Raw genomic sequence first — 25284 nt, 5'->3', positions numbered from 1 at the left:
GCTGAAGTGTTGCACCGCGGCCCGGGCATGGCTGCCCTTGCCTGGGCCGCGGGTGTGCTCGCCTGAAGGGCGATTGGATCCATGAACATGTCCGACGTGGTGACGCCCGGGGGGTCATGGCGCCGAGTGCTCCTCCTGGGCATGTTGTCCTGCGTGTGCTTGGCGGGCGCGCCTCCTTCCACCAACGAAGCTCCACGGGCGCGGGGCATCGCCCGGCACGCGGGAGCGGCCGACGTGCCCGTCCCGGCGTCCTGGGCATCCGGCACCGTCCTCAGCTATGGGGCGGACCCCGCCGAGGGAGGACGCCCCCCGCTGGAAGGATTGGCGGAGCTCGTCTCGGACGACCGCATCCTCTTTGGCGAGCGGCTGGAGGGGGCCGGCATGTCCGTCTCCCTGGTCCGCGCGGGCCCGGACGGGCTGCGCACGCTGGACCAGCGGGTGCTGGACCTGTACGTGGAACGCTTCTTCGGGAGTTGGGACTGGTCGGACCGGTTCACCACCTTCTTCATTCCCCTGGGGGAGGAGCGCGCCGTCATCGTCGGAAGCCGGCAGCGGCTGGAGTTGCTGGGGCTGGGGGCGGACCGCCTCACGACGCTATCGCGGTACGCGCTGTCCCCCGTCAGCGACAGCATCCTTTCCGGTACTGGCCGGGGGGACCTCTTCTGGACGTGCTCCAGCTACTGGGTGACGGCCTGGCGCGTGGGGCCCGGCAACGAGCTGAGCACGGACACCTCGCGGAGCTTCGCGCTGCCGGCGGTGTGTCGCTCGCTGGCCCTCTCGCCGGACGGCACCCGGCTGCTCGTCGGCACCCAGCGGGGCTTCGTGTCGGTGGACGTGTCCCAGTCCCCGCCCGTCATGGGCCGCCAGCACTTCCCGCGGCAGCCGTTCTTCCAGGTGCGGGCCTACGGCACGCTCGTGCTGGCCCAGGAGTTGGTCCCCTATGGCGGCATGGGCCGCATCCACGTCTTCCGTGCGGCGGAGCTGAACGGCGCGGCGGACCCCGTGCCCGTGGCGACCTTCGCGCCGCGGAGCACGCTGGAGGTCTGGGAGAGCCCTGTGGGGTTCGTGGTGAACGACGCCGGGTTGCTGGTGGAGTGGTTCCGCGTGCGAGGCTCCACGCGTGCCTACGAGCTCGATTTCCATGAGCTGATGGATGCGGGCGTCTCGCCGGTGCGGAGCACGCGGCTGCTCCGGGAGAGCGATGAGGTGGGACTCCACGTCTCGCCGCTGGCAATGACGGGGCGCGGGCGCCACGCCGTCGTGCAGCCGTGGCGCCGCGTGCTGGGGGTGGAGCCATCCGGGGCGATGCACTTCCTCACGGGCGTGGGGCATGGCTCCCTGGATTGCCTGTGGGTGGGAGCGGGCGGGGGTGTCACCGCGCTGGGCCCCTTTTCCGTGCACCGCCTTGCCATCGAGCCCTCGGATGGGCCGGTGGTCGTCAGCGGGGGCATGGCGCTCGCGCCTGGGGCGCAGCGGCTCCGGTTGCTCCCCAGGTCCGGAGAGGACGACACGTGGGAACTGGCGACGGTGACCGTGGGAGAGCCAGGTGTGTCGCAGGAGCCGGGCACCGCGCGGCTGAGCTGCCTGCGGCCGGGCCTCACCGGCTTCCTGGAGGAACGCGGGAGCGTGCGCGTGGAGGATGGGCCGGCGGCGCTGGCCACCGCGCGGGGTCGGCTCTTCCAGGTGGCCCTGCTGCCCTCGGGCTCGTACCGCGTGCGGCGCTTCGAACTGCCCCGCGAGTGTGACGGGGCACTGCTGTCCCCGGAGCGCGAGGACCTCGTCCGGGGTGGACATCCGGACGGCGTGACGCCCTCGGGCTGGACGCTCGCGGCGGATGCCGACCGGGGCGACCTGCTGCTGGGCGAGGCCTTCTATGACCTCTCGGCGGGCGGCGCCCGGTTCATGCTCTCGTGGTTCTCCGGCGAGTCCATCGACTCCGTTGCCCGGGGCGAGCTACCCGGCACCACCGACCAGTTCACCGCGATGGCGCTCGCCCGGGACAGGGCCCTGGTCATCGAGAACGGCCGGCAGGTCTACGTGCTGGGACGCGAGGGGGAGCGCATCGTCATCCTCGCGCACAAGGACCTGTCGCGGAGCGCGGACCCGTTCGACGTCTCGCACATCCTCGCCTTCGACGGGAGCGTGGCCTGGTTGGCCCTCGACTCGCCCCCGGTCGGAGTCGCCGCCTTGAGTGCCGACGACCTGTCCATGCTCGCGCGCCACGAGACGCCCTCCACCGTACGCTCCATCGCCTTCATCGGTGGGCGGTGGGTGATGGGGATGAACAACGCCGTCACAGTTGCCACCGAGGTGCCTTCACTCCAACCCAGGAAATGAGGTGGCTTCCTGGGTGGACCGTATGTTCTTGAACACCTTCACCGGATGGTGTCAGGTTCCGCGCCGTCACGGGTGAGGGGGGATGTGATCGGGCCGGACAACCCTCGGAATCGCCATGGTGACGCGAGGCGCGAGGGACGTCATGAAGAAGGCCTGGTGCTTGATGGCGATGTTGGTGTTGGCGGCGTGCGAGCCGGGAGGCGGCTCGCCGGATGGCGGCGCGGGTGTTCCGGATGCTGGAACGAAGCCTGGAGAGCCCGACGCGGGTTCCGGGGATGGGGGACAGCATGAGGGGGAGGCAGACCACTGGCGCGCCCTGTCCATGGCGGGGGTGGGGACGCTGAACGCCGTGTGGGGGAGTGGGCCCAGGGATGTCTGGGCGGTGGGAGAGTCAGGCTCCATCGTCCACTGGGACGGCGAGCGGTGGGAGAAGGAGACGCGCGTGCCCCCCGGCTTCGCCTTCACGCTCCATGACATCTGGGGCAGCGGTGCTCGAGATGTGTGGGCGGTGGGAACGGCGGGCGTCATCCTCCACTTCGACGGTCAGGCCTGGCAGTACGCCGAGATTCCAGAGGCGCCGTTCTGTTCCCCAGACCCGATGCATCCGGGTGACCAGAGATGTATGGGCAACCTGAGCGCGTTGTGGGGCTCGAGCGCCACCGATGTGTGGGCGGTGGGCAGGTCCGACAACGCCAAGGGCGTGGTGTCGCACTGGGACGGGACGCGGTGGAGCCACACGGTGCTCGAGGACGTGAGCAGGTTCGAGAATGTCTGGGGAAGCAGCGCGAAGGATGTGTGGGCCAGCTCCCTTGGCAAGCTTCTGCACTGGGATGGTGCGGCATGGCGCGAGCATTCCACCGGCACATGGAGCTCCTCCGTGCCTGGCCGCATGTGGGGTCCTGCCGCCAATGACGTGTGGGGCGTGAACTTCGCGGGAGAGGTTGCCCACTGGGATGGAGTCCAGTGGGAGGTTGTTCTCGATGACGCGGACGTGGGGCCCCTTCGCGCCATCGCGGGGACGGGGGCCGGGCAGATGTGGGCCATCGGGGGAGTCAGCGGTTCCGCGCGCACCCTGCTGTACTGGGAGGGAAAGACGAGGCAGCTGGTGCGTCTGGATGCAGGACCCACGCCGATGGATCTCTGGGTCCTGCCGGATGGAGAGGCCTGGGCCGTGGGAGGACAGGGCAGCTTGCTGCACCGCCTCCCCTGAACAGTCATTCCCGTGGTGCGAATAAACGAGAATCCCTTGCAGAGGCTCTCGTCTCCTCGATTCCAAGATTCTGCAATTGAAACCCTCAACAGCATCCGCTTCTTCTTCTTCGATTACATTGCGTACACGTCGCGCGCGCTTCGCGTGTGACTTATCGAAAGGGGAAATTCATGTATCAAAGGGGGTTCATACCGCTACCCTGGCTGGCGGCGGCGTGGATGGTGATTGTCTCGGGTTGTGGGCCGCGGCATTCCGCCGACCCGGGTGGTTCGATTCAGTCGGGCGACGGGCGCGGCGAGGTGGTGGGTTCTTCCCTCCAATCCATCTCCGCGCCCTCCAACTCGTGGAGCGTCATCGGCGGGTTGAGCTGGGCCCGGGAGTCCCATACGGCGACGCTGCTGCCCTCGGGCAAGGTGCTCCTGATTGGCGGGACGCCCCGGCCTGGCGAGGGCAGTGCAACGGAGATCTTCGACCCGGAGACGAAGCTCTCCCTCCTCGGCGGTCCGCTGGTGGAGATGGTGGGGGATCGCGCGTTCCACACCGCCACGCTGCTGCCCTCGGGCAAGGTGTTGGTGGCGGGGGGCGCAACGGCCTCGGCGGAGCTGTATGACCCGGAGACGAGAACGTCGACCCGGACGGGCTCCATGGCCGAGGTCCGTTCCGCGCATACGGCGACGCTGCTGCCCTCGGGCAAGGTGCTGGTGGTGGGCGGTTACGGACTCGGAGGCGCGGGTTCGGCGACGGCGGAGCTGTACGACCCGGTGACGGGCACGTGGAGCCCGGCGGGCACCCTGGCCGCCCCGCACCGGGCCCACACGGCGACGCTGCTGCCCTCGGGCAAGGTGCTGGTGGCGGGGGGCGCGACGACGGCGGTGGAGCTGTACGAGCCCCAGACGGGAGCGTGGACCTCCACCTCGGCCCTGGACGTCGCCCGCTCCTGGCACGCGTCGGTGCTATTGCCTTCGGGCTCGGTGCTGGTGGTGGGAGGGGAGGTCGCCGGTGAGGCACTGGCGACGGCGCGGGTGTATGACCCGGCGGCGGGCACGTGGACCTCGACGGGGGCCATGGCCAGTCCTCGCGCTCACATCTCGGCCACGACGCTGGTGCTGCCCTCGGGGCTGGTGATGGTCGCCGGAGGACGCGATTACCGGTACACGGGTTCCGAAAGGGGAGAGCTGTACGACCCGGCGACGGGAACCTGGATGCTCAATGGCTCGGCCGCTAGCCGAGGCACGGCGACGCTGCTGCCCTCGAACAAGGTGCTGGTCGCCGGAGGCGAGGCCGACAGCTTCGGCGTGCGGATGTATGACCTGGCGACGGGGGAATGGAGCAGCTCCACCGTCGCCTGGACCAGCAGCCGCTACACCTATACGGCGACGCGACTGTCTTCGGGCCAGGTCCTGCTGGTCGGAGGCCTCGATGCCAGGGGGATGCTGTACGACCCCGTGACGAGGACCTGGATGTCCGCGGGTTACACGGTCGAGCGCCAGGGGCATACGTCGACGCTGTTGTCCTCGGGCAAGGTGCTGGTGGCGGGGGGTGAATCCTATTTCTACACCCCCCCGCAGCAGCTGTTCGATCCGGTAACGGGACGGTGGACCTACCTGGCCGGGATGACCATGGTTCGTTCCAGGCATACAGCGACGCTGCTGCCCTCGGGCAAGGTGTTGGTGGCCGGAGGTCTCACCGGGGACTATTTCGGGCAGGTGACGAACACGGCGGAGCTGTACGACCCGGAGACGAACACGTGGACCCCCACGGGCTCCATGGCCCTGGCCCGCTCCAGTCACTCGGCGACGCTGCTTCCCACGGGCAAGGTGCTGGTCACCGGAGATGGGCAGAACACGCCGGAGTTGTACGACCCGGAGACGGGGACATGGACCCCGACAGCCAACACGCTCGAGTCGTTCTTCATCTACGAGGCGACGGTGCTGCCCTCGGGCAAGGTCCTGGCCACCGGCTCACAGCATGCGGAGCTGTACGATCCAGAGACGGATACGTGGGCTCCGACAGGCTCCATGGTCGCATCCCACGGCGGCGCATACACGACGACGGTGCTGCCCTCGGGCAAGGTGCTGCTGGTGGGAGGCGGTTCATCCCTCGCCCATAGCGTGGAGTTGTATGACCCGGAGACGGGCACGTGGACTCCCGCTGCGAATGCGGGGTTCATCCACTCGCAGCACACCGCGACGCTGCTTCCCACCGGAGAGGTGCTGGTGGCGGGGAGCCTCGCCTCCTCGGTGGCCACGATCATGCTCTACACGCCCTGACATCACCTGAGCATCGGGACAGGGGGCGGCTGATGCGGTGTTTCCCACAGCGGAAAAAATGTCAGTAATTTTGTTGGTCAGGGTCTATAGGCCCCTACCCATCCAAGAGGGGAACCCAAAGTGATCCGCCGCCTGTTCTTGATGTTCGGCCTGACCGTGCTTGCCGGGTGCGCCGAAGAGACGCCCGAAACGCCCATCGAGCCCCCCATGGGGACTGCCCATTCGGCGCTGACAGCAACCTACAACTCGACGCTGCGAGTCCCGTGGTGCGGCTCGATCTCGAGCTCCTGTTCCTCTGGCTCGCTCCTCAACGGCCGGGGTTCGATTGGCCCGGAGCGCAACGCGCCGAACACGATCAACGGCTCCTGCATCGACGGCAACGCAGGCACCTACACGACCAGCGAGTCGTTGGAATCCCTGTCGGTCGGCACCCTCGACGGGACCCCAATGGCCACGAACAAACCGGTCCAGATCATCGCGGAATTCTACGTGTCGAGCGCCTACTGGGACAGCCTCGACCTGTACTACGCCACCAACGCGAACAGCCCGACCTGGACCTATCTCACCACGCTCTACGGTTCGCGCACGGGCTACCAGAGCGTGAGCACGATCTACACGCTGCCCGAGGGCTCGCTTCAGGCCATTCGTGGCCGGTTCTCCTACCGTTCCAGTGACCCGTCACCCTGTTCGGGCGGTTCGAGCTCATATACCGACCACGATGACCTCGTGTTCGCGGTGAGCTCCGCACCTTCCGATACCACCCCCCCTTCGGTCTCGCTCACGTCTCCAGTGGCGGGTGCCACCGTGCCGCAGGCCATCTCGATGACCGCGAACGCCACCGACGACATGGGCGTGGCCCGGGTCGAGTTCTTCGGAGACGGCGTGTGGGTCGGAACGGACGCGACGGCGCCGTACTCGTTCGTCTGGAACACGAGCCCCGGACCGCACACCTTGTACGCCAAGGCGTACGACACGGCGGAAAACGTCAGCACCTCGGCGTCGGTCTCCATCCAGTCGAACATCGCGCCTTCCGTCTGGTTCATCTCGCCCGAACCCAACGCGTTCTTCGTCGACACCTTCCACGTGGTCGCCGGCGCCAGCGATGACGCGGCGGTGACCCAGGTGCAGTTCCTCGTTGGCGGGGTGGTTCGCGCCACGGATACGACCGCACCGTACGAAGCGGACCTGTCCACCAATGGTGTCCACACCGTCACCGCGCGCGCGTTCGACGCCGTCGGCAACACCTCGGATGCGAACATCACCATCCGCAACGACACGGCGGCGCCGCAGGTGGCCATCACCCACCCGGTCTCCTCGCAGCTCGTTTCCAAGACCGTGAACATCACCGTGAACGCGATCGACGACGTGGAGACGCAGCGGGTGGAGTTCTTCGCCGACGAGGTGCCTCTTGGGACGGATTCGACCGCCCCGTACAGTCTCACGTGGGATACGCGGCCGCTGCAGAGTGGCCCCCATGCGCGGACGGTCAAGTTGAGGGCACGTGTGTATGATCTCGCCGGCCGGTTCGCCGACTCGGCCCTTTCCGTCAGCGTTCTCAACGACAACACCCCGCCCACGGTGAGTCTGACCGCACCGGTGGAGGGGCAGGTGGTCGCGGAGTCGGTGGCAATCTCGGCCACCGCTTTCGACGACATGAAACTGCAGTCAGTCCAGTTCTCGGTGGATGGCTCGGCCATCGCGCTCGACTCTTTTGCTCCGTACGGGGCCAGCTGGAATTCGCGTTCGATCGCCAATGGCGTGCATACGTTGACCGCGACCGCGACCGACAGCCAGGGCAACACCGCCACCCACAGCATTCAGATCGTGGTGGACAACGATGTGAGCCCTCCGGTCGTCGAGATCAGCGCTCCCGCCGCGGGCTCCCTCGTCGAGGGGACCGTCACCGTGACCGCCAACGCTTCCGACAACCGCGCAGTCACGAAGGTCGAGTTCCTGTTGAACGGGAAGCCTCTCGGGACGGACACGACCGAGCCGTGGAGCATCGCCTGGAACACGCGCTCGTCGGGTTCCAACGGTCCGATGAGCCTGAGCGCGCGGGCCCATGACGCGGCAGGGAACGTCACCACCTCCGCGCTGACGAACGTCACCGTCGACAACGACTGGTCGGCGCCGGTGCTCTCCCTGACCGCCCCGGCCGCGAACGCGATCGTCAGTGGGACGATCCAGGTCACCGCGACAGCCACGGACAATCGCGCGGTGACCCGGGTCGAGTTCTTCGTCAATAGCGTGCCGATCCTGACCCAGACCTCGGGGCCGTACGGATTCGCCTGGGATACCACCTTGTTCGAGGAGGGGACGAAACTGCTGGAGGCGCGGGCCTACGACGCGGCCGGGTACATTGCGTGGGCGTCGGTGGTGGTGACCGTCCGGAACGACTCGACTCCGCCGGAGGTCTCGCTGACCGGGCCGGCGGCAGGTGCGTCCCTCTCTGGGATTGTCTCCCTGAGCGCGACCGCCACCGACAATTTCAGGGTCTCCCGGGTCGAGTTCCTCGTGGATGGAGTCGTCGTCGGAAGCGACACCTCGAGCCCCTATTCGATCAATTGGAACTCCGCGAGCGTCGCGAATGGAACGCACTCCGTCATGGCCCGGGCCTGGGACGCAAGGCTCAGCAGTACGACGCCTGGGGTGAGCGTCGAGGTCTCCAACAGCGGTCCGGTGGGCGAGGCGAGCACGATGCGGTAATCGCCTGGGGATCGGGCGACTACCTCGCGCCAGCTTCCGCTCGTCTTCACCGTGGCGCCGTGATGGCGACGGCCTCGGGTCAGGGGCTGATTCCCTGGCCCGAGGCTGACACTTCATTCGGTTGTGGATTTCGACGGTGTCGACATCCGCGCTCCGGGTGACACCTCGCCCACGACAGCGACTGTCTCACCCGGGCGGACGGGCGGCGTCCCGAAGAGGACGAGGACGACACCCCCGTGTGGTGCCCGGTGCTCGGCGATGCGGTTGCCGAAGAAGTCGGTCACGTAGCCCAGGAGTGTGCCTGCTTTCACCCGTTGCCCGGCTTCGACGGTGGGGTAGAAGAGTCCTTCCACCTCGCTCTTCAGGTTCGCGCGTCGCTCAATGAAGATCGGATTCTTCGCCGGGGCTGGTGGGCCGTCGAGCATTCTCAGGTGCCTCAGCAGACCGAGGACGCCACGCTCGACGAGGGCGAGCTGCTCCGGGGTCGTCCGTCCGAGCCCGCCCACCTCCACGTCGAATGAGGGCTTGCCGAGCGCCACCGCCGCCGCGCCCGTGTAGAGGGCCTGGTCGATGTTCAGGTTCTCCATCGGAAACATCACGATGTGCTCCACTCCGAAGGCGATCGCCATCTGCCGCGAGCGGGCGATCACCTCGGGTGTCCCGTGTTTCGCGTAGTAGCCGGTCCAGGGGTGGAGCGCCTCGTTCGCGTCTCCGGCGTGCAGGTCCACCACGAAGTCGGCGCGGCGGAGGATCTGCTCCGTCAGCGCATGCGCGATGCGTTCGGTGATGGTGCCCTCCGGCTTCCCCGGGAAGCTCCGGTTCAGGTTCTTCCCGTCCACCGGGCCGATGTAGACGGTCCGCCCGAAGAACGCCGGGACATTGGCGGCGTGCACCAGGATGACCGTCCCCGCGAGCCGGCTGGGATCGATCCGGGGCCGTACGCGCTGGAGCGCCAGGATGGGCGTGTACTCGGAGCCATGCACACCCGCGATCAGCGCCAGCACGGGACCCGGCCGCGCGCCGTGGAGGAGGGTGATGGGAATGAAGGTTCCCGGGTCCACGCCATCCGGGATGGGCAGCTGGCCGGATGCCGCGGTGCCCGGCCTGGCCACGATGGGCCCGAGGGCGAAATCACCGCGAGGGGCCTGGGCGGAAGCGGCACCCGCCAGGGGCAGCATCATCATCAGTATCAGTCCATACCAGCGGGCCGCGTATGGCACCCATCCTCGAGGCGTTCGTCTCATGGCATCACTCCCGGCGTTGCTGTCCGGCCGGGAGGATAGGGGCGGTCCTCGTTCATTGCATATGAATTGTAGATGCAACTCGGAGAGGGGACACTTCTTCGAGCCCGCGCGCTTCGCTCAACCGTCAAGGAAGCGTCTTGAATACGTCGGCTGCGTACCTTCCCTTCATCTCGTAGACCGCATCCGAGGGATGGAGACCATCCGGACAGATGTCATAGGGGCTTCGACCGTTCAGGTAGTCGAGCAGGTATTGGTACTGGTCGATGACGGAGAGCTGTTGCTGTGCCGCGACCTCCTTCATCGCCGCCACATACGTCTCCAGTCCGCCGCCACTGTCACGCGTGGGATTAGGCGTCTCGAAGATCACCCTCTTCCCGCGGCTCTTCGCTCCCTGAGCCAGGCTCGTCAGGCACGACTTGTAGGTGGCGAGGCTGTAGGTCCACTGGTCATTGATGGCGTGGTTGATGATGACGGTCGTGGCATTGCTGTTGGACATCTGTGTGCTCCAGGCGGGATGGACGCCATCGGTGCCATTGAGCAATCCACAGGCGGTCGTGCCACTGACCCCTTCGTTGCGCACCTGTACCTGGGGCAGGGCTTCCGCGAACGCCGCGGGGGCCGGCTTCGAGACGCGGGTTCCCACGCCGGTCTTGTAGCCCCATACCGTCGAATCCCCGTAGTAATCGACGACCTCCGACGTGGACGTGACGGTGAGCGTCCCGACGATGTAGCGGCCCTCGCCATCCGCCGTGACACCGCTCCCGGGTGTCAGCGGGATGCGGTTGTTGGGGGCGGCCATGGAATAGAGCCCCACGCGGAGGGTGTACGTCCCTGACGTGAGCTGGATGGGGAGGGTCTTGCTGATGTTGTAGGCAATGGCACCGCTCCACTGGGAGGTGCCCACGGGCGGCAGGTGGTCGGCATTGAGCGTGGAGTGCTGCACGCCGTTCTGATCCACGAAGTGGACGAAGACATAGTAGTCCTCGGCCATCGGCACGGCGTTGAACCGCATGGCCAGCGTCACGGCCTGTCCGGGCCGCGAGGACAGGCTCGGGCTGCCCAAGCGCAGCACCGTGGAGGTGGTGGAAGGCTGGCTGCCCACGGTGAGCGTCCCCACGGTATAGCGGAGCTGATCGTCCACGGTGACGCCGGTTCCCCTCGTCAGCGCGGCGCGGCCCCACGGCGAGTGGTTCTGGAAGAGCCCGACCCGGATGGAGTAGGTGCCATGCGGCATGGAGGCCGGGAGCGTCACGGTGTGGTTGTACGCAACGGCGCCACTCCACCTCGAGGTGCCCACCGGCGGCAGGTGGTCGGCGTCAGGCCCGGAGTGGTTCGTCCCGTTCGAATCCACGAAGTGGACGAAGACGGAGTAGTCCTCGGCCATTGGCACGGCGTTGAACCGCATCGCCAGCGTCACGTTCTGCCCGGGCGAGGCGGACAGGCTCGGCGTTCCGAGCTGCAGCACGGTGGACGTCTGCTGAGCAGCGGCCGACAGCGGGAGCAGCACCAGGGACAGCAATGCGAGCAGCGACGCGTATCCCGCGTGCGGACGGTGTCTACCTGACCTCATGCAACCTCCTGGGGGGACGTAGGTGAAGCGGTGAGGGTGGCATGAACCTGGATTGTATGGAAGTGAAGAATATATGGTTTAAGATTGAAAACTTGGAGGTGCGGCGACGGCGGAGACTGCCCCTGACCGCGCCGGGGATTACCCGGCGCGACGCGCCCTCATGGCTCAACATCGCGATTTAGCGATACACCTCGATCTCCCACCAGGACACCCAGGAGGGGCTCATGGTGGTGAGCACGCGCAGGTAGCGGATGCCTCCGACGCCGCTGTTCAGCTCGATCCACTGGCCCGTTGAGGTCGTCCCACTCAGGGTGCCAAGCAGGGTAGTGGGGTTGGGCGAGGCGCCTCCGCGAATCTCATGCACGGTGTATCCGCTCGGCGTCTGATCGGGGAGCAGGCGGATCTTCCGGGCGGTGATGACCTGGCCCAGGTCCAACTCCACCCATCGCGCGGGGAAGCCTCCACCCTGCCAGAGGGTCTGGAGGTTCGCGTCCGCCAGATCGAGCAGGGTCAGGTTGTCATTGTGGGAGGCCGTTACGGGCAGGGCATACACCCGGGACGGCGGCACCGCGCGGTAGACCTCGATCTCCCGCCAGGACACCCACGACGGACTGTCCACCGTCACGATTCGCACGTAGCGGATGTCATGCAGTGTTCCCGTCAGCTCCAGCCATTGCAGTGCCTGGGTGGACTGTTGGAAGCGCCCGATCTCCGCCTGGGGATTGGGCGTGGGACCGCCATAGATGATGTGGTGGGTGGGTCCGGCGGGAGCCTGCTCGACCTGAAGCCGCAGCCGGGTCACCGTCGTGCGATCCCCGAGGTCCAGTTCGATCCACTGCCGCTGTCCTGCCCCGGAGTTGGCGCCCGCCCCCGCGTTCCAGACGGTATTGGAGTCCCCATCGACGACGTTCTCGGGCACCGAGCCCGCGTATGTCTGGGATGCGGACACCGCGCAGGGATGGGCGCGCAGGGGCGTGCCGGAACGGACGTGATTGCCAATGCGGGCATACTGGCGACGGACGAGCGGAAGGTGCTCCGGGCCAATCCAGTCCTCGCGGATGCCGCCACCGTAGTCGAGGTGCTGCGACTGGTAGGTGAACGGAAAGATGCCGATGAAGCGGGGATCCCCCAGGGCCATGGCGACTTCCTTCTCGATGCGGCACAGCAGGGTCGCCTGGGCGGCGAGGGCGGTGGGCTGCTGGTTCTGGGTCCCGAAGTACGCGGCCTGGGGCACGAGGATGAGCCGCTGCGAGGCCGTCATCTTCTGCTTGAGCCGATTCGTGTACCAGACGAGTGAGCGGCCACCGCACGACTCGAATGAGGAGCCGGTGTAGTAGCAGTCCACGCCGAGCCAATCGATCTCCGAGGGAAGGCCCGCGGCCTCGAAGGACGGATACGTGGTGCCATCGTCCTGGATGGAGGCGTAGTCGAAGATGGTAGCGACGGGCTTGCCGGGGAACCGGTCCTTGATGGCCCGGGCCACCGTGTTGATGGCGTCGCGGATACCGGCCTTGTCACCGCGGACATGCAGATAGGGCTCGTCGAGCAGGTAGAAAGCCGTCACGGACCCGAGGTAGGGGGCGATCTGGTTGGCGTAGTTCTGCCAGCGCGTCAGGTGGTCGGAGCGGAGATAGCGGGGGGCTCTGGTCGTGTTGCCCAGGTCGAAGAAGAGGCCGGTGACGTCGAGCACACCGCCCATGCCGAAGCCCTGGGCTTCCCGCAGGCGTTCGAGGTGCCAGTTCACGGCCACGGTGTTGTCGCCCAGGCCAGGGTACGCGATCCAGGTGACGTTGGCATGGTCGCTGGTGGCCGCCGTGTAATTGCCGGTGCCCACCCAGCTCGCGGCACTGGCGTAGTAGCCAAAGTATCGCGGACCGGTGCTCCCGCTCTGAGCCGCCGAGAGCCCGGGCATCATGCCCGTGAGCATCACTCCCAGAATCCCGAGCACCAAACGCCAGCGTTCATGGAACCACATAGGTCTCCTCTCGTGTGTGTGTCTTCAGTTGTCCACCGCGATCGCTTCGCGGTGAGACACGCTCTATCACGCGGGGTGCCAATGACCCGATTCCTCTCGCTCACTCGCATGAATGCTCGCTCCTCCATGAGCCCCCGCTCGTCGAGCTGGCGTCCGTTCACAGGGGGACGTCCGCCGCCCGTCCTCGGTGCGGTATCCGGCATTTGGGGCCCCGCCCCTTCCACTACGACGACCGTTCGCGTTCCTCGCAGCTACCTTGTCGCGTGCTCATGCGAACCCGATTTGAGAAGAATCTGGATGGAGCGGGGAGGGTGGTTTCATGAATCCTTCCTCGAGAGACCTGGGCGCCGGACCGGTGCCGGCTGGATCTCCCTCGGGCGTGGAGATCACGCTCGAGGTCAACGGCGTGGAAAAGCGGATGCAGGTCGCGCCGTGGACCACCTTGCTCGACCTGCTGCGCGAGTACCTCGCGCTGACCGGTACGAAGAAGGGCTGTGATCATGGCCAATGCGGGGCGTGCACTGTCCTCGTCAATGGCACGCGCATCAATTCCTGTCTGACCCTGGCGGTCATGAAGGACGGTGCGAAGGTGACCACGATCGAAGGGCTCGCCTCGGGTGAGACACTTCACCCGCTGCAACAGGCCTTCCTCGAGCACGACGCCTTCCAGTGTGGCTACTGCACGCCAGGGCAGATCTGCTCCGCCCAGGGATTGATCAACGAAGGCAAGGCCCGGACCCTGGACGACATCCGCGAGCTGATGAGCGGCAATCTCTGCCGCTGCGGCGCCTACACCAACATCCTCGCGGCCATCGAGCAGGCGATGCGTGCGAGCGGAAAGGGCCCGGCGCGATGAACAGGTTCTCCTACGAACGCGCCCCGGACGTCGCCAGTGCCGTGCGGGCGGGCGCGGGGAATGACTCGGCCCGGTTCATCGCGGGTGGCACCAATCTCCTCGATTTGATGAAGGAGAACGTCTTTCGCCCCAGCCACCTGATCGACATCACGCGGCTGCCGCTGAACAAGATCGAGGAGACCGGAGACGGCGGCCTGCGGATCGGCGCGCTCGTCACGAACGCGGACACCGCCTACAACGAGCACGTCGAGCGGCGTTACCCGCTGCTCTCGAAGGCCATCCTCGCTGGCGCTACGTCTCAGCTGCGCAATATGGCCACCACGGGCGGAAACCTGCTCCAGCGCACGCGCTGCTATTACTTCTATGATACGGGCGCGCCCTGCAACAAACGTGAGCCCGGCACCGGCTGTGGCGCGCTCCATGGCTTCAATCGCATCCACGCCATCCTGGGCACCAGCGACGCGTGCATCGCCACCCATCCGTCCGACATGTGCGTGGCACTCGCGGCACTCGACGCCACCGTTCGGGTGACCGGGCCGGATGGTGAGCGCACGATTCCGTTCTCCGAGTTCCACCGGTTGCCGGGCGCCACGCCGCACCTGGACACGAACCTGCGGCAAGGCGAGCTCATCACCGCCGTGGACCTGCCCGCCAAGGGCTTCGCCAGCCACCATACCTATCTGAAGCTTCGGGACCGGGCATCGTATGCCTTCGCGCTCGTGTCCGTGGCCGCCGCACTGGAGCTGGATGGCGAGCGGATCCTGGAGGCCCGGCTCGCGCTCGGTGGGGTGGCCCACAAGCCCTGGCGTGACACGGCCGCTGAATCGATGCTGAACGGCCAGCGTGCCTCGGTGGAGCTCTTCCGCTCCGTGGGGGAGGCGATCGTCCACGAAGCCAGAGGTTTCGGTCACAACACCTTCAAGATCGAGCTGGCGAAGCGGGCCGTGGTCCGCGCCCTGGCCCAGGCCGCCGGCATGGAGCAGCCGTCATGACGAAGCCATCCACTCCACTCGGAGTGCCCCTCAGCCGCGTCGACGGGCGCGCCAAGGTGACGGGTCAGGCGAAGTATGCCGCGGAGTTCAGCGAGCCCGGTCTCCTGCATGGCGTCGTGGTGTCGGGCACGGTCGCCCGGGGACGGATCAAGAAGATCGACGCGAGCGAGGCCCTCGCGCTCCCGGGTGTGCTGCACGTCTTCACGCACGAGAACCGGCCACACGTGGCCTGGTTCGACCGCAGCTACCGTGACGAGGACTCGCCCTCCGGCTCGCCGTTCCGGCCCCTCTACGATGACGAGATCCAGTTCAGCGGGCAGCCCATCGCCCTCGTCGTCGCCCAGACGCTCGAGCTCGCCCTCCACGCGGCGTCACTCGTCCGGGTCGAGTACAAGACCCAGCCCCACGAGACGGATCTGCGCTCGCGGCGTCACGAGGCCTACCCGCCCGGCAAGGACAAGGGTGGCTTCGAACCGCCTCCGAAGCCGCGAGGCCATCCGGACAAGGCCTTCGAGCGCGCCGCCGTGAAGGTCGACGCGGAGTACTCGACGCCCGTCGAGCACCACAATCCCATGGAGATGCATGCGTCGACGGTCCTCTACGGGAGCGATGGGACGCTCATCGTCCATGACAAGACCCAGGGCGTCCAGAACTGCCAGAAGTACCTCTCCCGGGTGTTCAACCTCTCCAAGGACAAGCTGCGCGTGCTGTCGCCCTTCGTCGGCGGGGCGTTCGGCTCGGGGTTGCGGCCGCAGTATCAGTTGTTCCTGGCGGTCATGGCGGCGCGTGAGTTGAAGCGCTCGGTCCGGGTGACGCTGACACGCCAGCAGATGTTCACCTTCGGCCACCGGCCCGAGACGGTGCAGCGGGTCGCGCTCGGCGCGTCGTCCGACGGCACCCTCCAGGCCATCATCCATGAGACCGTTTCCGAAACCTCCCGCTTCGAGGACTACGTCGAGATCATCGTCAACTGGTCGGGTCTGCTCTACCAGTGCGACAACGTCAGGCTCGATTACAAGCTCGTGGCGTTGGACAACTACACGCCCCTGGACATGCGCGCGCCCGGGGCCGCCGTCGGTGTCTACGCGCTGGAGTGCGCCATGGACGAGCTGGCGCACAAGGCGGGCATCGATCCGCTCGAGCTGCGCCTCAAGAACTACGCCGAGCGGGACCAGAACGAGGACAAGCCTTTCTCGAGCAAGGAGCTGCGTGCCTGTTACCGGCAGGGCGCCGAGCGGTTCGGCTGGGCCGGGCGGAATTCCACCCCACGCTCCATGCGCGACGGCAAGCAGCTCATCGGTTGGGGTCTGGCCACCGGCATCTGGGAGGCGATGCAGCAGCAGGCGAGCGCCAGGGCGTCGTTGAGCATCGACGGCCGGCTCACCGTCGGCAGCGCCACCGCGGACATCGGCACCGGCACCTACACGGTCATGACGCAGATCGCCGCGGACTCGCTCGGCGTGCCCGTCGAGGACGTGACGTTCTCCCTCGGGGACTCCCACCTGCCCACCGCGCCCGTCGAGGGGGGCTCGTGGACCGTGTCCTCCGTCGGCTCGGCGGTGAAGCAGGCCTGTGAGAAGGTGCGCGCGCGGGTGTTCGAGCTCGCCCGGAAGGTGGAGGGCTCGCCGCTCGCGAAGGCGAGCCTGGAGGAGGTGACGTTCGCCGGAGGGCGGATCCACTTGTCCGCTGAGCCATCGCGGTCCGTGTCCTTCACCGATGCCATGCGGCACGGTGGAGTCCTCAGCATCGACGAGGAGGCGCTGGCCATTCCCAATCTGGCGAAGCAGAACCAGTACACGCGCTGCGCGCACTCCGCCGTGTTCGTGGAGGTGAAGGTCGACGAGGAGCTTGGCACCGTGAAGGTGACCCGCGTCGTCAGTGCCATCGCGGGCGGGCGCGTCCTCAACCCGAAGACGGCTCGAAGCCAGATCCTCGGTGGAGTCGTCTGGGGCCTGGGCATGGCGCTTCAGGAGGAGTCGGCCATGGACCTGAAGCTCGGCCGCTTCATGAACCACAACCTGGCCGAGTACCACGTGCCCGTGAACGCCGACGTGCGGGACATCGATGTGCTCTTCGTCGAAGAGCACGATGACGTCGTCAACCCTTTGGGCGCCAAGGGGTTGGGGGAGATCGGCATCGTCGGCGTCGCGGCGGCCATCGCCAACGCCATCTTCCACGCGACCGGAAGGCGCGTCCGCGACCTGCCCATCACACTGGACAAGTTGCTCTAGACGATTACCGCGTAATCCAGGACTAAGGGGTATGCTTCGAATGAGCTCCGTCGCGGCTCATTCCTCAACGAAGAGGCATCGATGCATACCCCCCTCCAAACCGTCCTCGGGACCCTGCGGGTCCCGCTCCTCACCGCCATGCTGCTGCTGGCGGGCTCGTCCTCCGCGCAGACGTTCTACAACCCCATCGTCGCGGCGGGGCAGGACCCGTCCATCGTCCAGTACAACGGCTATTACTACCTGGTGCAGAGCATCAATGGTGACACCGCCATCGCGGTCACCAGGTCCCGCACGCTGACGGGGCTCGCCTCGGGCTCGAAGGTCACCGTCTGGACCCGGCCCTCCACCACCGGCCCGCTCTGCTGCGAGGTCTGGGCTTCGGAAATCCAGTTCATCAACGGCCGCTTCTACATCTACTTCGCGGCGGACGACGGCAACAACGACAACCATCGCATGTACGTGCTGGAGAGCAACGGCGCCGATCCCCAGGGCGGCTATACCTTCAAGGGCAAGATCGCCGCGCCCACGGACCGCTGGGCCATCGACGGCACCGTCCTGCAGCAGGGCTCCTCGCTGTACTTCCTCTGGTCCGGCTGGGAGGGCACGACGAACATCCAGCAGAACCTCTACATCGCGCCGATGAGCAACCCGTACACCATCAGCGGCGAGCGCGTGCAGATCTCCTCGCCCCTGGGAACCTGGGAGCGCCTCGGTGGCCCGCCCTACATCAACGAGGGCCCCGAGATCCTCCAGCGCAACGGGAAGATCTTCGTCATCTACTCGGCGAGCGGGAGCTGGACGGATGATTACTGCCTCGGGATGTTGACGGCCTCCAGCACCGCCAACCTCCTGCAGCCCTCCTCGTGGACGAAGTCGAACGGCTGCGTCTTCTCGAAGGCCGCCACGGCGTATGGCCCCGGTCACAACACCTTCGTCAAGTCGCCGGACGGGACGCAGGACTGGCTCGTCTACCACGCCAACCTGGTGTCGGGCAGCAGCTGGGGCGGCCGGAGCCTCCGCGCGCAGCGCTTCACCTGGAACGCCGATGGCAGCCCGAACTTCGGCTCCCCCGCCTCCAGCAGCACGGCGCTGGCTCCGCCCTCGGGGGAGAAGCTCGGCTCGAGCCGGTACGAGGCCGAGCTGGCCGCCATCAACCACGCCACGGCCCGCGCCGCCGTGGGGGGCGCCTCCAATGGTCAGGTCGTCGGCTACATCGATTACTCGGACTCCTGGGTGGAGTTCCGCCAGCTCTGGGCACCGTCCGCCGGCTCGTATGCGCTGACCGTCCGGTTCGCCAACGGCATGGGCACCACCAGCACCCACAACGTCTCGGTCAACGGGGGCGCCTCCACGGCCATCTCCTATCCCCATACGGGCTGGGACAACTGGACCAGCGCCACCGTGTTCGTCACCCTGCGGGCCGGTGACAACACCGTCCGGTTCTCCAAGGGCACCAACTACGCCGAGCTCGATTACGTGGAGCTCAACCGGTACGAGGCCGAGAACGCCATCCTCAACCGCGCCTCCGTGCGCTTCGCCGCGGGCGGTGCTTCGAGCGAGCGTGTCGTGGGCTACATCGACTACTCGGACTCCTGGGTCGAGTTCCGCAACGTGACCGTGCCCTCGGCGGGCACCTACAAGCTCCGGGTGCGCTTCGCCAATGGCAGCAACGGGACGAGCTCCCACTACGTGTCCGTCAATGGCGGGGCGGGCACTTCGCTCTCGTATGCGAAGACAGGCTGGGACACGTGGACGGTGACGTCCCTCGACGTCAACCTGAACGCTGGCGCCAACACGCTCCGCTTCACCAAGGGCATCGATTACGCGGAGCTCGATTCCGTCGAGGTCCACAAGTAGCGACGTGCCTGTAGCGGGCCCGGAGCCGCGAGCCGGTTCCGGGCCCGTCGTCTTTTTCAGCCAACTCGAATTGATCCGTTTGCACTCAAGTCATATTTCTCAATCTAAACGGGTATATGAATGAAGCCATTCATTGTGCTATAAGCCAGTTTTACCGGGGTGGCCTCGTGGCCGCCGGTCCTGATCCAGAAAGGGAGTCCTGCGTGAGCAAGAACCTTCGCGGTAACTTCAAGTGGCTGGTTGGCGGAATCGTCGGTGTGTCCCTGCTGGGCGCGTGCGGCGCTCCGGCGGAGGGCGAGGACGGTTCGGTGATCCAGGACCAGGCCGCTGGCGAGGTGTCGGTGAGCCTCTCCGTGGCGAAGTCCGCGCTGAGCGCTCGCGAGGACGTGGCGGTGTCGGTCACCTTCACCAACACCTCGTCCCAGCCGGTTCAGCTGCTTAAGTTCTACGTCCCGGACGGGCACCTCAAGGAGGGCCTGTTCGAGGTCACCCGCAACGGCGAGCCGGTGGAGTACATCGGTCCCGAGATCAAGCGCGCGGCGCCCACCGCCCAGGACTACATCACCCTGGCTCCCGGCGAGAGCCTGACGGGCTCGGCGCCCGTGTCGGGCATGTATGATCTGTCCGAGTCCGGCAGCTACACCATCCGCTACGCCGCGCGCGCGCTGGATCAGCACAGCGCGGTGCTCACCAAGGCCGCCCAGCTCGACTCCAACCTCGTGAACCTGTGGATCGAGGGCCGTGACAGCGGCCTGCCCGACCTCCAGGCGCAGGGCACCGTGTCGGCCCAGGGCCTGTCGTACTCGGGCGCCTGCACCACCTCGGAGCAGTCGTCGATCAGCTCCGCGCTGACCTCCGCCCGGACGTACGCGAACAACGCGTCCACCTACCTCAACGGCATCTCCTCGGGCACCACGCGCTACACCACCTGGTTCGGCGCCTACTCGTCCACCAACCTGACCACGGCTCGCAACCACTTCACCAACATCAAGAACGCCCTGGCCAACGCGGCGATCGTGGTCGATTGCAGCTGCAGCGACAGCTACTACGCCTACGTGTACCCGGCCCAGCCGTACAAGATCTACGTGTGCAACGCCTTCTGGAGCGCCCCCACCACGGGCACGGACTCCAAGGCGGGCACCCTGGTCCACGAGATGAGCCACTTCAACGTGGTGGCCGGCACGGATGACCACGCCTACGGCCAGAGCGCGGCCAAGAGCCTGGCCAAGTCCAGCGCCACCCGCGCCCTGGACAACGCGGACAACCACGAGTACTTCGCGGAGAACACCCCCTCGCTGCCGTAAGCTCGGCTAAGGTGGGTTGAAGGGAAACGGGAGCGGAGACGCTCCCGTTTTTCTTTTCCGCGTGTGCCCCTTCCGGGCACCGCCTGGAGGCGAGGGCATCCGTCTATGATTCGTGGACACGTTGGTTGGGTCGCGCTGTGCTGTCTGGCGCTCGGTGGGAGCGCGTGTACGACGACGCCTCGGAGCACGACTCCGCCGGAGCAGACGCCGGCTCCCGAGCAGAAGGAGAACCCGGCCATGACGACGAGCCTGGAGTGCTCGCTGAGCGTGCCGTCCACCCTGAAGTCGGGTCAGCCGGTGGAGGCGCACTTCCAGCTCACCAACCGTACGTCCCAGCCGCTGTACGTGCTCAAGTGGCGGACGCCGCTCGAGGGGCGGCTGCTCGGCAATGACTTCGAGATCACCCGCGACGGCACCGAGATTCCCTACCAGGGGCCCATGGTCAAGCGCGCCAATCCGGGTGCGGACAGCTACGTGGCCATCGCGCCCGGCGCGTCGGTGGATGCGAAGGTCGAGCTGTCGCTGGCCTACGAGCTGACGCAGCCAGGGCGCTACCGGATCGCCTTCCGCAACGAGTTGTTCGACGTGATCGACAAGCAGGCGGACGTGCCGCGCACGATGGACCAGTTCCGGCCCATGCCCGTGCAGTGCCCGGCGGTCGAGACGACGATCACCGCCCCCTGAGCGCGGCGCGCGCTACCGGGAGAGCGAGCTGACGAGCCGTCGGGGAGGGAGCGCCTCGATGGCCTGGCCGATGGCCTTGGCCGCCTGGGGGAAGGGTCCCCGGGCGAGCTCCCGGCCCGAGGGGCTCACCGCCTGGACGAGCACCTGGCGGAAGCCCTTCTCCAGTCCGAGCGCGCGGTGCGGCGCGCCGTTGGAGTCGGCCACCATGTAGAGCGAGTCCTCCAGGTCGGCCGGCGGCTGCTGGCCCTGGTCGCGGAAGAGCTGGCGGATCCGCTCGAGCGAGTCGTGGTGGATCTTCCGGATCTCCCTGCTCGCGGCGCCCATGAAGAAGCCGGGGATGCCGCGCAGGTCCACGTGCACCACCACGATGGGGTTCTCCCGGCGCAGCTCGTAGGCGAAGCGCAGGGCGTTCTCGCGGAGCACGTCGCGCGTGTCCCGGTTGGCGTACAGGACCACCGCCGGCCGGCCCTGGCCCAGGGGGATCTCCCGGCCGAACACGTCCGCGGCCGCGGAGGCCTGGGCGGGGAGGGCTCCCAACAGCCCCATCAAGCAGGTGAGTACCACCAGGATTCGCATGGACAAGGTCTCCTCTCCGGGCAATGGGGACGTTCCGCAGTGTACGGTCCGTCCCTGACGGTCCCCGCCGAACAGCCGCGCTCCGCCGCCTCTGCCCGTCATCCTCCCGGCTGTGACTCCCTCCGGCTCGGCCGCCCGCCCTCCGGAGCGGTTCCCGCGACGAGGGGCGATCGGCCGATCGGAGCCGCTCGTGCCCCCCTGGTCCACCCGAGGGCGAGCGCGTCCCGCTGGCGGAGCCCCGCCGTTTCCTCCATAAAGCGGGCCGGCTCCCGGCCTCCACGGCCTCGAGCCCATCGTTTCCGCCGTACGGAAGGAGAAGGCATGAGTCGTGTCCTGGAGGATCTGCTGGAGCTCCTGAAGCTGGAGCCCATCGAGGAGAACCTGTTCCGCGGAAGGAGTCAGGACCTCGGTTACCACCAGCTCTTCGGAGGACAGGTGCTGGGCCAGTCCCTGTCGGCGGCCAGCCAGACGGTGACGCACGCCGAGCGCCACGTGCACTCGATGCACGGCTACTTCCTGCGCCCCGGTGATGCCAGCCTCCCCGTGGTCTACACGGTGACGCGCGTGCGCGATGGCGGCAGCTTCACCACCCGCAGCGTGACGGCCATCCAGAGGGGCCAGCCCATCTTCACGATGATGGCCTCCTTCCAGGGGGACGAGCCCGGCTTCGAACACCAGACGAAGATGCCCGAGGTGCCCGGACCCGAGGGCTTCCCCAGCGATCTCGAGCTGCTGCGCCGCAAGGCCGACCTCATCCCCGAGCGGGTGCGCGACAAGTTGCTGTGCCCCAAGCCCATCGAGATCCGCCCGGTGACGCAGTACGATCCGTTCGATCCCAAGCCGGGCGAGCCTCTCAAGTACGTGTGGTTCCGCGCCGACGGACCGCTCCCGGACGATACGCAGGTGCACAAGTACGTGCTCGCCTACGCCTCGGACTTCAACCTCATCACCACCGCGCTCCATCCGCACGGCGCCAGCTTCATGCGGCGCAACATGCAGATGGCGAGCCTGGATCACGCCCTGTGGTTCCACGGCAACGTGCGCGTGAACGACTGGCTGCTGTACGTCATGGACAGCCCCTGGGCGGGCAGCGCTCGAGGCCTGGCGCGCGGGCAGATCTTCTCCCGTGACGGCCGGCTGGTGGCGTCCGTGGCCCAGGAGGGCCTCATCCGCCTGCGCAAGGACGGGCGTTGAGCGCTGCCTCCGCGCACGGCGTGCTTGCGTCCCGCGCGGTCCGTTTCTAGAGTCACACCCGTTTCAGCCACTCGGCGTCTCGATGGCGGCCCGCGCTTCCCGCTGGCCGTAGGACGCTCCGGGTGGCTTTTGTTCGCGGCCCAGGCCTCCCGGCAACTCCACCGGTCGCTTTGGCCGTGAACGGCATGCCTCCCCTGAAAGCAGAGCTGCTTCGGGACACCATCGAGCACATCGACATCAAGGTCCATGGCGCCGGTTGGTGGACGCTTGCCTGTAGGCGATCGTGCGATGAGTCCCAAACGTTGAGATGCTTGCCGCCGTCCTCGCTCCAGGACGGCTCGGAGGAGTCCATGGACGTGCTGGTGGTGTCGCTGTTGGGCATTCTGGTGTTTGGCGGCGTCTTCTTGCTTCTGGCCCCGGAGTGGTGGAGCTCGAGCCTGGGCACGCTCAAGGACAAGCCGAAGAAGCAGGACAAGGAGAACGCCAACGCTCCCAAGGACGGCAAGTAGACGGCTTTGCTCAGGGGGAGGGCAGGCCACCAGGCGGTCATGAGGGCGTTGAGCTGAAAAGCGCCCTCCCGCTTGCCTGCCATCATGCTCCATCCAGGTCGGCCATGATGATTTCAGGTAGGCCTATGTAGGTATATCGTGCCTACATTTCTGGATGTTTGGACACCTCCGAGGTGCGTGTGTGTGGTCGGCGTTTGGTGTGGGCGCGTGTGGCCTTGGTGTGCCACTGTGCTCACACCGTGTGCGAGGCTGACTGTCGAGAGTGTCGCGCGCTCATCACTTGATTCGAGAGCTGCTGCCTCGGATATAATGCCTACATTTCACGACCTTTGCAGATGCGAGGCGTGGGTGTATTGCGCCTACATTTCGGTATCATGCCTACATTTCACGACCCTGGCGGCGGGTGGGTGTTGTGCCTACGTTTGGTTGGATCTGAGGTGAATGTGCGCTGGGTTTGATTTGTTTTTTTGTATTTGATTGCATTGTCTGTTTGATTGTCTGTTTGTTTATTTGTTTTTTGATTGTGTTTTTTGTTTGTCTTTGCGTGTCTTGGTTGTGCTTGTGTGTTGATTGTCTTTGTTTTTTTGTTTTGGTTTATGTTTTTGTTTGTCTTTGTTTTGTGGTTTTGTTGTTTGTTGTTGGGGAAGATAGGTTTTGGGCGGAGGGGACACGAGACACGCGTGCACGTCCCTCCGCCCTTCGCGTCACGGAGAGGTCTTGGGGCTCGGCCCCGTGAACTCCGGCAGCAGGAACTCGTCCACGGCCGGCGCCTTCTCGATGAGGCCCAGGTCCACCAACTGCTGCCCCAGCGTCTCCCAGCGCTCGCGGCTCATCGTCCCCAGTCCCCGGGCCTTCGTCTCCTCCGTCTCGATGAGAGGCTTCTGCGCCTGCGCCGCCGCCGCGAAGGTCTCCGCGTCCAGGGTGGTGTTCAGCTTCCCCATCACCGCGTTGGCCGGCGCCGGGTCCTCCAGGTAGGCGCGCCAGCCCTCGCGCACCGCCGCCACGAAGGACTTCACCCGCTCCGGCTGCTGCTTCCACAGCTCCCGGCGGGTGATGACCACGGCCACGTAGGGGTTGAAGCCCTCGTCGGCCACCAGGAACACCGAGGGCTCCGCGCCCTGCCTCTTCGCGGCGATGGGCTCCGAGGTGATGAAGCACTGCTGGGCGAAGTCCTTGTCCGCCACGAAGCGCGCCACACCACCGTCGTAGGGCACCACCTTCACCTTGTCGAAGCCGTACTTCTTCTTCAGGTAGGCGGCGTAGGGCAGGCCGGGCTCCAGGGCCACCGTGCCCGAGGAGAGCACGTCCTTGATGCCCTTCGCCCCGCGCGAGGCGTGGGTCATGATGGCCAGAGGCGACGTCTGGTACACCGCGAACAGCGGAAGCACATCCACGCCCCGCGTCCGGGCGGTGAGGATCTCATCCGCGCCGGCGATGCCGAACTCCACCTGCCCCGAGGCCACCATCTGCATCACGGGCACGCCGGCCCCGCCCCCGAGGATCTCCACCTCCATGCCGTGCCGGGTGAACTCGCCCTTCTCGCGCGCGGCGTAGAAGCCACCGAACTCGGGCTCGGGCACCCAGTTGAGCGCCAGCTTCACCTTGACGGGCGCGGCGGGCGCGGTGGCCGCTGCCTGTGCGTTCCCTCCCGCGTCCTTGCCCTCCGCCTGCTTCGTGCCTTCCTTCGAGCGCGAGCACGCCCCCACCACCGCGAGCAGCGCCACACATCCCAGCAATCCAACGAGCTGTCTTCTCACTTGCGGTTCCCT

The 25284-nt window shown here is 66.8% G+C and carries 17 protein-coding genes; 12 read left to right on the top strand and 5 right to left on the bottom strand.

Annotated elements, in window-relative coordinates:
* Positions 1-81: 81 nt before the first annotated feature.
* The 4 genes from NR810_RS09405 (at position 82) to NR810_RS09390 (ending at position 8523) form a co-directional block, all read left to right on the top strand.
* A complete protein-coding gene (locus NR810_RS09405) occupies positions 82-2337 on the top strand; it encodes a hypothetical protein (protein ID WP_257450392.1) in 2256 nt (751 codons plus the stop codon).
* 142 nt (positions 2338-2479) lie between these two features.
* Positions 2480-3547 carry a hypothetical protein gene (locus NR810_RS09400; protein WP_257450390.1) on the top strand — a complete coding sequence of 356 codons (1068 nt, stop codon included), beginning with the start codon at positions 2480-2482 and terminating at the stop codon, positions 3545-3547.
* A gap of 170 nt (positions 3548-3717) precedes the next feature.
* On the top strand, positions 3718-5817 hold the full coding sequence (locus NR810_RS09395; RefSeq protein WP_257450388.1) for a Kelch repeat-containing protein: 2100 nt from the start codon (positions 3718-3720) through the stop codon (positions 5815-5817).
* Positions 5818-5937: 120 nt separating this feature from the next.
* Positions 5938-8523, top strand: coding sequence for an Ig-like domain-containing protein (locus tag NR810_RS09390; RefSeq protein ID WP_257450385.1), 2586 nt, complete (start codon positions 5938-5940; stop codon positions 8521-8523).
* 113 nt (positions 8524-8636) lie between these two features.
* Here NR810_RS09390 and NR810_RS09385 read toward each other — a convergent pair whose 3' ends face one another.
* The 3 genes from NR810_RS09385 to NR810_RS09375 form a co-directional block, all read right to left on the bottom strand.
* Positions 8637-9767, bottom strand: a complete 1131-nt coding sequence (locus NR810_RS09385; protein ID WP_257450382.1) for a succinylglutamate desuccinylase/aspartoacylase family protein — start codon at positions 9765-9767, stop codon at positions 8637-8639.
* 124 nt (positions 9768-9891) lie between these two features.
* On the bottom strand, positions 9892-11337 hold the full coding sequence (locus tag NR810_RS09380) for an SGNH/GDSL hydrolase family protein (protein ID WP_257450380.1): 1446 nt from the start codon (positions 11335-11337) through the stop codon (positions 9892-9894).
* 178 nt (positions 11338-11515) lie between these two features.
* Entirely contained in the window at positions 11516-13285 is a 1770-nt protein-coding gene (locus tag NR810_RS09375; protein WP_257450705.1) for a discoidin domain-containing protein, read from the bottom strand.
* 346 nt (positions 13286-13631) lie between these two features.
* Here NR810_RS09375 and NR810_RS09370 point away from each other — a divergent pair, with 346 nt between their 5' ends.
* The 6 genes from NR810_RS09370 to NR810_RS09345 all read left to right on the top strand — a co-directional run bounded on the left by NR810_RS09370 (position 13632) and on the right by NR810_RS09345 (position 21236).
* The gene (locus NR810_RS09370) at positions 13632-14168 is read left to right on the top strand and encodes a (2Fe-2S)-binding protein (RefSeq protein ID WP_257450377.1); all 537 of its coding nucleotides are present in this window, start codon (positions 13632-13634) and stop codon (positions 14166-14168) included.
* A complete protein-coding gene (locus tag NR810_RS09365; protein ID WP_257450374.1) occupies positions 14165-15160 on the top strand; it encodes an FAD binding domain-containing protein in 996 nt (331 codons plus the stop codon). Before NR810_RS09370 ends, NR810_RS09365 begins: the two co-directional genes overlap by 4 nt.
* The gene (locus NR810_RS09360) at positions 15157-17391 is read left to right on the top strand and encodes a xanthine dehydrogenase family protein molybdopterin-binding subunit (protein WP_257450372.1); all 2235 of its coding nucleotides are present in this window, start codon (positions 15157-15159) and stop codon (positions 17389-17391) included. Before NR810_RS09365 ends, NR810_RS09360 begins: the two co-directional genes overlap by 4 nt.
* 81 nt (positions 17392-17472) lie before the next feature.
* Positions 17473-19248, top strand: a complete 1776-nt coding sequence (locus NR810_RS09355; protein WP_257450370.1) for a family 43 glycosylhydrolase — start codon at positions 17473-17475, stop codon at positions 19246-19248.
* Between the two features lie 203 nt (positions 19249-19451).
* On the top strand, positions 19452-20552 hold the full coding sequence (locus tag NR810_RS09350) for a M35 family metallo-endopeptidase (protein WP_257450369.1): 1101 nt from the start codon (positions 19452-19454) through the stop codon (positions 20550-20552).
* Positions 20553-20657: 105 nt separating this feature from the next.
* Complete coding sequence (locus NR810_RS09345) at positions 20658-21236, top strand: protease (protein WP_257450355.1); 579 nt, start codon at positions 20658-20660, stop codon at positions 21234-21236.
* A gap of 12 nt (positions 21237-21248) precedes the next feature.
* On the opposite strand, the gene NR810_RS09340 is transcribed toward NR810_RS09345, so the two are convergent.
* Positions 21249-21812: a hypothetical protein gene (locus NR810_RS09340; RefSeq protein WP_257450352.1), complete on the bottom strand. Its 564-nt coding sequence runs from the start codon at positions 21810-21812 to the stop codon at positions 21249-21251.
* A 321-nt stretch (positions 21813-22133) separates the two neighbouring features.
* On the opposite strand from NR810_RS09340, the gene tesB reads away from it, so the two are divergent.
* Together tesB and NR810_RS09330 are read left to right on the top strand one after the other, a co-directional pair.
* Complete coding sequence (tesB, locus tag NR810_RS09335) at positions 22134-23006, top strand: acyl-CoA thioesterase II (RefSeq protein ID WP_257450349.1); 873 nt, start codon at positions 22134-22136, stop codon at positions 23004-23006.
* Between the two features lie 302 nt (positions 23007-23308).
* Positions 23309-23515 carry a hypothetical protein gene (locus NR810_RS09330; protein ID WP_257450346.1) on the top strand — a complete coding sequence of 69 codons (207 nt, stop codon included), beginning with the start codon at positions 23309-23311 and terminating at the stop codon, positions 23513-23515.
* A 704-nt stretch (positions 23516-24219) separates the two neighbouring features.
* Here NR810_RS09330 and NR810_RS09325 read toward each other — a convergent pair.
* The gene (locus NR810_RS09325) at positions 24220-25272 is read right to left on the bottom strand and encodes an ABC transporter substrate-binding protein (protein ID WP_257450344.1); all 1053 of its coding nucleotides are present in this window, start codon (positions 25270-25272) and stop codon (positions 24220-24222) included.
* Positions 25273-25284 lie beyond the last annotated feature (12 nt).

This window comes from Archangium lipolyticum, from assembly GCF_024623785.1.
In the GTDB taxonomy this organism is placed as follows: Bacteria; Myxococcota; Myxococcia; order Myxococcales; family Myxococcaceae; genus Archangium; species Archangium lipolyticum.
This window is presented reverse-complemented; position numbering and strand designations above follow the sequence as displayed.

Bases quoted from the DNA above. Each gene is read 5' to 3' on its own strand.
- NR810_RS09370 (WP_257450377.1), top strand. From the start codon at position 13,632: ATGAATCCTTCCTCGAGAGACCTGGGCGCCGGACCGGTGCCGGCTGGA.
- NR810_RS09355 (WP_257450370.1), top strand. From the start codon at position 17,473: ATGCATACCCCCCTCCAAACCGTCCTCGGGACCCTGCGGGTCCCGCTC.
- NR810_RS09380 (WP_257450380.1), bottom strand. From the start codon at position 11,337: ATGAGGTCAGGTAGACACCGTCCGCACGCGGGATACGCGTCGCTGCTC.
- NR810_RS09400 (WP_257450390.1), top strand. From the start codon at position 2,480: ATGAAGAAGGCCTGGTGCTTGATGGCGATGTTGGTGTTGGCGGCGTGC.
- NR810_RS09405 (WP_257450392.1), top strand. From the start codon at position 82: ATGAACATGTCCGACGTGGTGACGCCCGGGGGGTCATGGCGCCGAGTG.
- NR810_RS09345 (WP_257450355.1), top strand. From the start codon at position 20,658: ATGATTCGTGGACACGTTGGTTGGGTCGCGCTGTGCTGTCTGGCGCTC.
- NR810_RS09365 (WP_257450374.1), top strand. From the start codon at position 14,165: ATGAACAGGTTCTCCTACGAACGCGCCCCGGACGTCGCCAGTGCCGTG.
- NR810_RS09340 (WP_257450352.1), bottom strand. From the start codon at position 21,812: ATGCGAATCCTGGTGGTACTCACCTGCTTGATGGGGCTGTTGGGAGCC.
- NR810_RS09385 (WP_257450382.1), bottom strand. From the start codon at position 9,767: ATGAGACGAACGCCTCGAGGATGGGTGCCATACGCGGCCCGCTGGTAT.
- tesB (WP_257450349.1), top strand. From the start codon at position 22,134: ATGAGTCGTGTCCTGGAGGATCTGCTGGAGCTCCTGAAGCTGGAGCCC.
- NR810_RS09395 (WP_257450388.1), top strand. From the start codon at position 3,718: ATGTATCAAAGGGGGTTCATACCGCTACCCTGGCTGGCGGCGGCGTGG.
- NR810_RS09360 (WP_257450372.1), top strand. From the start codon at position 15,157: ATGACGAAGCCATCCACTCCACTCGGAGTGCCCCTCAGCCGCGTCGAC.